This window comes from Halomonas sp. 707D4, from assembly GCF_024158685.1.
Classification (GTDB): Bacteria; Pseudomonadota; Gammaproteobacteria; order Pseudomonadales; family Halomonadaceae; genus Vreelandella.
This window is the reverse complement of the sequence record NZ_JAMZBD010000233.1, coordinates 1-4844: the sequence shown is the minus strand read 5'-3', so window position 1 is coordinate 4844 and position 4844 is coordinate 1. Positions and strand designations below refer to the sequence as shown.

Below are 4844 nucleotides of genomic sequence, written 5' to 3'. Positions count from 1 at the left end.
TCACCGCCTCTCCCAGCGCTACGGTCAGCTCCAGAACGCCCTGGTGGCGGCTCTGCACGTAGCAGGTGGCATCCGGCATGTCGAGATAGACCTGGCCGCCCTCCGGCATCGTCACCTCGCCCGCCACCAGCCCGTAATGAATCAGGAAATTGCGCACGCCCTGCTCGGCGATCGCCATGCTTTGCGGCGTCGAGGTGCCGCCGCCGCCGAGCTCGGTGGCGACGAACACCTTGCCCTGGCGCTCGCAGGCGGTATCGAAGAGCCGCTCGGCGTCGAGCTCGAACATCACCATGGCGTAAGGGGCGCCGAAGGCCTTGGCGCCGCCAAGGGCGGCCTGCTGCTGCTGTTTGTCCTCGAGCACGTGGGAGGCGGCAAACGGCAGGATGTCGAGCGTGCGCCCGCCGGAGTGCAGATCGAGCACCACATCGCTCATCGGCACCAGCACGCGGGTGAAGTAGTCGGCGATCTGGGCGGTGGCTGAGCCGTCCGGGTCGCCGGGGAAGCTGCGGTTGAGGTTGCCCTTGTCCAGCGGCGAGGTGCGCGTGCCGGCCATCACCGCCGGGGTGTTCATGCAGGGCACGATGATCACCCGGCCAGTCACCTCCTCGGCGGTCAGGGCATTGGCGAGCTTCAACAGCGCGGTGATGCCCTCGTACTCGTCGCCGTGGTTGCCGCCGGTCAGAAGCGCGGTGGGGCCTTGGCCGTTCTTCACCACGGTGACGGGAATCATCACCGCGCCCCAGGCGGAGACGTCGGTGGAGATCGGCAGCTTCAGAAAGCCGTGCTGGACGCCGTCGGCGTCGAAGTCGACGGTGGCGGAGATCGGGCTCGGTCGCAGTGTCATGGCAAATCCTTCGGTCGTTACTTGACGAACAGCTGGCGCGGGAAGTCCGCCAGCGTCTCGCAGCCGTCGTCGGTGATCAGAATGCTTTCGGTGATCTCCAGGCCCCACTCGTCGACCCAGAGCCCGGGCATGAAGTGGAACACCATGCCGGGCTGAAGGATCGTCTCGTCCGAGGGGCGCAGGCTCATGGTGCGCTCGCCCCAGTCCGGCGGGTAGGAGAGCCCGATGGAGTAGCCGCAGCGGGCGCCGCCGCGATCGAAGCCGTACTTGTCCATCGCAGCGCCCAGCGCCATGGCGATGTCCGCCGTGCGGTTGCCGGGCTTGGCCACGGCGAGGCCGTTCTCGATGCCTTCCAGAAGCGCGGACTCGGCGCGGATGAAGTCGACCGGCGGCGTGCCCAGAAACACCGTGCGCGACAGCGGCGCGTGGTAGCGCTTGAACACCCCGGCGATCTCGAAGAACGTGCCCTCGCCTTCGCGAAACGGCGTGTCGTCCCAGGTCAGGTGCGGCGCGGCGGCATCCTTTCCCGTCGGCAGCATCGGCACGATCGCCGGGTAGTCGCCGCCGAACACGCGCCCGTTGTCATCGACGAACCCCTCGATGCCGACCCGGTAGATCTCGGACACCAGCTTGCTCTTGGGCAGGCCCGGCTCGATCACCTCGAGGATGCGCGAGTGCATGCCTTCGACGATCTTGCCCGCCACGCGCAGGTACTCGATCTCCCGGGGCGACTTGATCGCCCGGCACCAGTTGACCAGGGCGTTGGCGTCCATGAAGCGGGCGTGGGGCAGCTCGCGCAGAAGGCTCTGGTAGGCCTTGGCGGAGAAGTAGTAGTTGTCCATCTCCATGCCCACCACCCCGGTGTGCCAGCCGCGCCGGGGCATGATCGACTGGGCCAGGTACTCCATAGGGTGCATGTCCGGGTTCTGGACGTAGTAGTCGGGGTAGTAGGTGATGTTCTCCGGGTCGATCCAGCAGGTGCGCAGCGCCCCATTGGCATCCATGCGTCGACCGAACCAGACCGGCTCGCCCTCGAGCCCCACCAGCACGCACTGATGCACGTAGAACGACCAGCCATCGTAGCCGGTCAGCCAGGCCATGTTGGAGGGGTCGCTGACGATCAGCACGTCGATGCCGCGACCGGCCATCTCCGCCCGCACTTTCCAGAGGCGGCTTGCATACTCTTCGCGAGTGAAAGGCAGGGAAACCTCATTCATCGAGCGACTCGCCCTTTTGGATCACTAGAAACCAGCTTGCTGGGCCCGTACGGTGGCAGGTTTCCACGAACACCGCCGTTGCCGTCTTGAGCCGATACTAGCACCGACCCTTGGCCGTTGGTCAAAGCCTTTATCAAAAACCGCCGCGGCGGATAGAAGGCGTCAGCCCTTGCGCTTCAGGCGGCTTTTGAGCAGTTCGAGCACGGCGCGCTCGTCCGGGCCGGTCAGGTCCTCCTTGTCGAGCTCGACCTCGACCAGCTGGCGGAAATTCTCCAGCGTCTGGCCGTCGAGATAGCTCTCCACCACGCGCGGGTCGATGTAGCTCGCCTTGGCGATGCTCGGCGTGTTGCCGAGCGACTTGGCCACCCGCTCGACGGCCTCGCGCACGTTCTTCTGGCTGATCTTCTCGTCCTCGTCGACGCCCAGCTCCTCGAGCGCCAGGGCGGCGATCGAGGTACCCGCCCAGGTGCGAAAGTCCTTGGCGCTGAACTGCTCGCCCATCACCTCGTGGATGTAGTCGTTGAGATCGTTGCTGTCGACGCGCACCTTGTGGCCGTTCTCGTCGAAGTACTTGAAGATCTCGTAGCCCGGGGTGTCGTCGAGCTGTGCCACCACGCTTGCAAGCCGTGCGTCCTCGACCACCCGGTGCTGGTCCTGGCCACTCTTGCCGCGGTAGTCGAAGATCAGCTCGTCGCCGTCGATGGTCAGGTGCTTCGAGCGCATGGTGGTCAGCCCATAGGAGTCGTTCTGCTCGCGGTAGCGCTCGCTGCCCGGTCGGAAGTAGGCGCTGTCGATCAGGCGCACCATGCAGGCCAGCACCTTTTCCCGCGGCAGGCCTTCCTGGAGCAGGTGCTGGCCGGTGACCCGGCGCATCGGCGTGAGCCGCTGGGCGAAGTCGATCATGCGGTCGAACTTCAGCGCCTCGCGCTTTTCGCGCCACTTGGGGTTGTAGACGTACTGCTTGCGCCCGGCATCGTCGCGCCCGGTGGCATGGATGTGGTGGCGCTTGTCGAGGGTGATCTCGACGTCGCGCCAGGCCGGCGGAATCGCTAGCGACGTGATCCAGGCGCGCCACTGCTTGTCCTTGAGCGTCTCGCCGTCTTCGGTTTGATAGGTAAAGCCCTTGCCGCTTCGCTTGCGCGTGACCACCGGGGCCTTGCGAGTTGCCATGATCGATCTCCTTTTCCCTGGATGAGCGGGCCGGCGCGTGCGGCATCCTTGCAGCCTTTAGCCCACTTAACCCATGATAGTCCGTAACCCGCAACATGCGATCCACAGGAGCCCTCCATGAAGATAGTGGTACACACCGACCAGGCGGCGCAGTGGCAGACCGCCCTTTCCGAGGCGCTCCCGGGCGCCACGGTGCTCGGAAGCGACGCCCCGGCGAGCGAGCGCCAGGGCGCCGACTATCTCGCCGTATGGAAGGCCCCGGGGCACCTGCTGGCCGAGCAGCAACGCCTCAAGGGCATCATCAACCTGGGCGCCGGCGTCGATCACCTGCTCGCCTTGCCGGAGCGTCCCCGGGACGTGCCGATCGTCAAGCTGCGCGATGCCGGCATGGGCGAGCTGATGGCCGACTACGTGCTCTACGGCGTGCTGCATTTCTACCGCAGCCTCGATCACTACGCGGCTCAGCAGGCAGGCGCCGAGTGGCGCCCCCACGCGGTAGTGGAGAAGTCGCGCTGGCCGGTGGGCGTGCTGGGTCTCGGCGCCATCGGCCAATTCGTGGCCACCGCCCTCGATCAGGCAGGCTTTCCAGTCCTCGGCTGGAGCCGCTCGCCGAAAAACATCAAGGGCATCCGCTGCCTGCACGGCGACGAAGGGCTCGACGAGCTGCTCGGCCAGGTACAGAGCGTGGTGACCATCCTGCCGGACACCGCCGCGACGAAACACCTGCTGAACGCCGAACGCCTCGCCCGGCTGCCCAAGGGGGCCAGCGTCATCAACCCGGGGCGCGGCAGCCTGATCGACGAAGACGCCCTGCTGGCCGCCCTGGGCGATGATCGGACGCCGGGGCACCTGCGCGGCGCGCTGCTCGACGTGTTCAGCGAGGAGCCGCTGCCGGCGACACACCCCCTGTGGCGCCACCCGCGTGTTATCATCACCCCCCACATGGCCGCCCCGACACCGCTGGTGGACGCCATCGACCAGGTGATCTCCTACATCCATGCCTTCGAAGCCGGCGAGACCCTCGCCACGGTGAACCCCGACGACGGCTATTGAACACTCCGGTCATCCGGGCATGAAACCATCGCAGGCCAGGCGGCTCACAAGGAAGAGTGACTCGAAAGGAGCAAGGACACATGCCCATCAATTTGCCTAACCATCGAACGCTTGGCCTGGGAGCCCTGCTCGGCTGCCTGATCCTGGGCGCGCCGGTCACGACCCTGGCCGATGGGTTCGATGCACCGCGCCCCTTCGAGGCGCGCTACCGGCTGGAAATTCGCGGCTGGCCCGGCGCCACGGTGCGCCACACCCTGAGCCAGGAGGGCCTGCACTGGCTCAGCAACATGCGTTTTTCCGTCGCCGTGGCACGTGGAGAGGAGCGCAGCCGCTTCGCCGTGGAGGGCGACCAGGCCCGCTCGCTGCTCTACTCGAGCAGCTACTCGCTCCTGGGCGTCGGCGACAGCTACCAGTTGGACGAAGAAGCGCTTTCGCACCTCGACCGCCAGGCGGCGATCGTCGACCTGTCGCGGCGCGCGGGCAGCGAAGGCTGTACCGAAGCGGCGCCCTGTGCGCTGGAGTTCGTCGATCATCGCGGGCGCGACGAGCACTTCCAGTAC

The 4844-nt window shown here is 66.6% G+C and carries 4 protein-coding genes and 1 pseudogene; 2 read left to right on the top strand and 3 right to left on the bottom strand.

Translation table 11 applies throughout. From position 1 onward, the window contains the following. From doeB to BIS11_RS10825, 3 genes are all read right to left on the bottom strand, one after another. Positions 1–844, bottom strand: an 844-nt coding sequence (gene doeB / locus BIS11_RS10835; RefSeq protein ID WP_253586039.1) for a N(2)-acetyl-L-2,4-diaminobutanoate deacetylase DoeB, incomplete at its 3' end; no start/stop codon positions are given. Between the two features lie 17 nt (positions 845–861). Beyond that, positions 862–2061 (bottom strand): ectoine hydrolase DoeA, encoded by a 1200-nt coding sequence (gene doeA / locus BIS11_RS10830; RefSeq protein ID WP_253419380.1) that lies wholly within the window; start codon positions 2059–2061, stop codon positions 862–864. Positions 2062–2223: 162 nt separating this feature from the next. Further along, positions 2224–3231: a DNA topoisomerase IB gene (locus BIS11_RS10825; protein WP_253419377.1), complete on the bottom strand. Its 1008-nt coding sequence runs from the start codon at positions 3229–3231 to the stop codon at positions 2224–2226. Positions 3232–3348: 117 nt separating this feature from the next. On the opposite strand from BIS11_RS10825, the gene BIS11_RS10820 reads away from it, so the two are divergent. Then, positions 3349–4284, top strand: a complete 936-nt coding sequence (locus BIS11_RS10820) for a glyoxylate/hydroxypyruvate reductase A (protein WP_253419374.1) — start codon at positions 3349–3351, stop codon at positions 4282–4284. A gap of 80 nt (positions 4285–4364) precedes the next feature. Further along, a pseudogene (locus tag BIS11_RS10815) lies at positions 4365–4844 on the top strand (hypothetical protein); the annotation flags it as partial.